This is a genomic window from Micromonospora sp. DT4 (assembly GCF_049841675.1).
GTDB lineage: Bacteria > Actinomycetota > Actinomycetes > Mycobacteriales > Micromonosporaceae > Micromonospora.
This window is the reverse complement of sequence record NZ_JBNCKT010000219.1, coordinates 1-3,851: the sequence shown is the minus strand read 5'-3', so window position 1 is coordinate 3,851 and position 3,851 is coordinate 1. Positions and strand designations below refer to the sequence as shown.

The window sequence follows — 3,851 nt, the reverse complement described above, 5'->3', positions numbered from 1 at the left end:
GCCGACGCGCGTCCCGCACCGTAACGCCCATACACCCCAAACGATCACAAACCATTTGGGTTACGGGTCAATAACCCAGTCGTGATACGGCCGTTACGAGGTAAACGTTGGAAAGGAAGTCGATGTTGGAAACTGTTGACTTCGGTGAGTGGACGGGTGCACCCTCACCTGTCATGCGGCGATGGCAGGGTGACGGCATCTACTTCGGCGGCGACTACAACCCCGAGCAGTGGCCCGAGCAGACCTGGCCGGAGGACGTCGAGCTGATGCGGCGGGCCGGGGTCAACCTGGTCTCCGTCGGCATCTTCTCCTGGGCGCTGCTGGAACCCCACCCCGGTCGGTTCGAGTTCGGCTGGCTGGACCGTGTGCTCGACCTCCTGCACGACGGGGGCATCCAGGTCGACCTGGCCACCGCCACCGCCAGTCCGCCGCCCTGGCTGGCCCGCGCGCACCCCGAGACGCTGCCCCGCCGGGCCGACGGCGCGATCCTCTGGCCGGGTGGGCGGCAGGCGTACTGCCCCAGCTCGCCGGTGTTCCGCGAACGGTCCCTGGAGCTGGTACGCGCGGTCGCGGGCCGGTACGCCGAACACCCCGCCGTCGTCATGTGGCACGTCTCCAACGAGCTGGGCTGCCACAACGTGCACTGCTACTGCGACGTCAGCGCCGAGGCGTTCCGCCGCTGGCTGCGTGAGCGCTACGGCGACCTGGGCCGGCTCAACGACGCCTGGGGCACCGCGTTCTGGAGCCAGCGCTACGGCGACTGGGCCGAGATCAACCCGCCGCGCACCGCGCCGACGTTCGCCAACCCCACGCAGCAGCTCGACTTCCTGCGCTTCTCCTCCGACGAGCAGCGCGCCCAACTCCGCGCCGAACGCGCGGCGCTGACGAGGCTGGTCCGTCAGCCGATCACCACCAACTTCATGATCGGCATGGCCAAGCACATGGACTACCACTCCTGGGCCGACGACGTGGACCTCGTCTCCAACGACCACTACCTGACCGCCGCCGACCCGCGGGCCCACCTCGGGCTGGCGCTCGCCGCCGACCACACCCGGGGCGTCGCCGGCGGCGACCCCTGGTTGCTGATGGAACACTCCACCAGCGCAGTCAACTGGCAGCCGCGCAACGTGGCGAAGCTCCCCGGTCAGCTCCGCCGCAACAGCCTGGCCCACGTCGCCCGGGGCGCCGACGGCGTGCTGTTCTTCCAGTGGCGCGCCTCCCGGGCCGGCGCCGAGAAGTTCCACTCCGCGCTGGTGCCGCACGCCGGCCCGGACACCAAGGTGTTCCGGGAGGTCTGCCAGCTCGGCGCGGACCTCAAGGCCCTCGCCGAGGTGCGCGGCAGCCGGGTCGACGCCGACGTGGCGATCCTGTTCGACTGGGAGGCCTGGTGGGCGGTCGAGCTGGACTCGCACCCGAGCGTCGACGTCACCTACACCGACGGGCTCAACGCCCTCTACGGGGCGCTGTGGCGGGCCGGCGTGACCACCGACATCGTCCATCCGTCGGCCGACCTCAGCGGCTACCGGCTCGTCCTCGTACCGACCCTCTACCTCGTCCGCGACGCCGACGTCGAGGCGCTGCACCGGTTCGTGGAGGCCGGTGGCACGGCGGCGGTCACCTACTTCAGCGGCATCGTCGACGAGAACGACCACATCCGCCTCGGCGGCTACCCCGGAGCGTTCCGGGACCTGCTCGGCGTACGCACCGAGGAGTTCTTCCCCCTGCGCGAGGGCGAGCCGGTCGCACTCGACGGCACCACCGCCGACGTGTGGACCGAGTCGCTGCACCCCGACGGCGCCGAGGTGCTGGCGTCGTACACCGACGGGTCCTTGCCGGGCGTGCCGGCGCTGACGCGGCGGCCGCTCGGCGCGGGCGCCGCCTGGTACGTCGGCACCCGGCTGGACGAGCCGGCCACCGACCGCCTGGTGGCCCGACTGCTCGACGAGGCCGGCGTCCGCCCGGCGGCGCAGGCGCCGACCGGAGTGGAGGTGGTACGACGTCGCGACGGCGAGCGGACCTGGCTGTTCGCGATCAACCACACCGAAGCCGAGGTACGCGTCGCCGTGCGCGGCACGGAGCTGTTGACCGGGACGCGGTGTACGGGTGAGCTGACAGTGCCGGCCGGCGAGGTGGCCGTGATCCGCGAGGACCGGTCGTAGTGTGGTCGACGGCCATGGTGCGAAGGAGGTTCCGCAGATGCTGGCCCAGCAGCGGCAGAGCGCCATCCTCGACCTGATCCGCCAGCGCGGTGGCGTACGGGTGAGCCACCTGGTCAGCCGGTTCGGCGTGTCCGACATGACGATCCGGCGCGACCTGGAGGTGCTGGCCGAGCGCGGCCTGGTGGACAAGGTCCACGGTGGCGCGACGCTGGCCGGGCCCGGCTCGGCCGACGAGCCCGGCTTCGCCGCGAAGTCGATCCGCCAGCAGGCGGAGAAGCGGGCCATCGCCGAGCGGGCGGCGACGATGGTGGAGCCGGGGATGGCCATCGCGCTGTCCGCCGGCACGACCACCGCCGCGCTGGCAACCCTGCTGTCCGACGTCCACGGGCTGACCGTGGTGACCAACTCGATCCCGGTGGCCGACGCCCTCTACCAGAACCCGCGCGCCGACCAGTCCGTCGTCCTGACCGGCGGCATCCGTACCCCGTCCGACGCGCTGACCGGCCCGGTGGCCGAGGCGGCGATCAGCGCGCTGAACGTCGACCTGCTCTTCCTGGGGGTGCACGGTCTGAGCCCGCGTACCGGCTTCACCACGCCGAACCTGCTGGAGGCCGGCGTCAACCGCTGCCTCATCGGGGCTGCCCGCCGACTCGTGGTGCTCGCCGACCACACCAAGTGGGAGACCATCGGCATCGCCACCATCGCCCCACTGGAGGCAGCCGACGTCCTCATCACCGACGTCGGGATACCCGCCGAGGCTCGCACCACGATCGGCGAACTGGTCGGCGAACTGGTCGTCGTCGACCCCGCCTGAAGGCCCGACCGCCCCCGCCCCCTGCCCCCTTGCGTCGATCATGGAGTTGTGGTGCCCGGATGGGGGCGTCTCGGGAACTTCGTCCGGCACCACAACTCCATGATCGATCTATGGGTCGTCGACAGACAGGCACGCGCCGACATGGTTGGCGTGCCGCGCGCAGCGGCGGCGGTCGGGCATGATCCGGTCGCAGAAAACCCAATGTCGTACGTGCTGCGCGTCCTCGGCCGACACCGTGATGCCGGCGACGTCGACCTCTGGCGTCGAGGCCAGCGACCGGGCGAGAGTGCGGGCCAGATCCAGCGTCCCGGCCAGGTCGGGAACCGCCACCGGCAGGTGGATCACGTGGCGGGGCGGTGGGTCGGTCGGGTCGGTCGGCTCGGTGAATGCCAGCACGGCGGCCCGAGGCAGCGGTACGAAGATGCGGTCCGGCGGGATCACCACTGCCGCCTTTCAGGCCAGGGGGCGCCCTGCCGGGCACGCAGCGCACGCTTGACCCGCGCGTTCTCCTCGCTGAGCAGCGCCAGATCGTGATGCAGTGCGGTCAGGTCGAGCGCGACGCGGTGCAGGAACCGCCGCACCTCCCGGGGGTCGAGGCCCCGCCGGCCGAAGCCGACGGTGGCGAACTGATGGTCGCGTACGTGCCGCGGATGCAGCCGGCTGCCGTCGTGGGGCGTGCCTCTGGTCATCGGTCACCTCTGTTCGTCGTCGGTCGACGGGTGCGTCGGGGTCGCTAGAGCACCCTTCTTCGTGGTAGGTATTCGTCCAAGTCGGTTCGGAGCCGGGATTCGCATCTCCCGACGCTCTAGGGCCTGTCTTGTGGATCATGGTTGGTGGGGTAGGAACATCACGGGTGTCCGGAGTGTTACCCGAGCGCT

The 3,851-nt window shown here is 70.9% G+C and carries 4 protein-coding genes; 2 read left to right on the top strand and 2 right to left on the bottom strand.

Annotated features, from left to right (window positions below; all coding sequences use genetic code 11):
* The first annotated feature begins 173 nt into the window (after positions 1-173).
* Both ACLQ24_RS28855 and ACLQ24_RS28850 read left to right on the top strand, forming a co-directional pair.
* The gene (locus ACLQ24_RS28855; protein ID WP_425894893.1) at positions 174-2,159 is read left to right on the top strand and encodes a beta-galactosidase; all 1,986 of its coding nucleotides are present in this window, start codon (positions 174-176) and stop codon (positions 2,157-2,159) included.
* A gap of 37 nt (positions 2,160-2,196) precedes the next feature.
* Positions 2,197-2,973, top strand: coding sequence for a DeoR/GlpR family DNA-binding transcription regulator (locus ACLQ24_RS28850; RefSeq protein ID WP_425894892.1), 777 nt, complete (start codon positions 2,197-2,199; stop codon positions 2,971-2,973).
* A 108-nt stretch (positions 2,974-3,081) separates the two neighbouring features.
* On the opposite strand, the gene ACLQ24_RS28845 is transcribed toward ACLQ24_RS28850, so the two are convergent.
* Positions 3,082-3,318, bottom strand: a complete 237-nt coding sequence (locus ACLQ24_RS28845; RefSeq protein ID WP_425894894.1) for a hypothetical protein — start codon at positions 3,316-3,318, stop codon at positions 3,082-3,084.
* A gap of 92 nt (positions 3,319-3,410) precedes the next feature.
* Positions 3,411-3,662: a DivIVA domain-containing protein gene (locus tag ACLQ24_RS28840; protein WP_425894891.1), complete on the bottom strand. Its 252-nt coding sequence runs from the start codon at positions 3,660-3,662 to the stop codon at positions 3,411-3,413.
* Positions 3,663-3,851: the final 189 nt, after the last annotated feature.

Excerpts from the sequence above, each read along its gene's own strand:
- ACLQ24_RS28840 (WP_425894891.1), bottom strand. The coding sequence starts at position 3,662 with ATGACCAGAGGCACGCCCCACGACGGCAGCCGGCTGCATCCGCGGCAC.
- ACLQ24_RS28855 (WP_425894893.1), top strand. The coding sequence starts at position 174 with ATGCGGCGATGGCAGGGTGACGGCATCTACTTCGGCGGCGACTACAAC.
- ACLQ24_RS28850 (WP_425894892.1), top strand. The coding sequence starts at position 2,197 with ATGCTGGCCCAGCAGCGGCAGAGCGCCATCCTCGACCTGATCCGCCAG.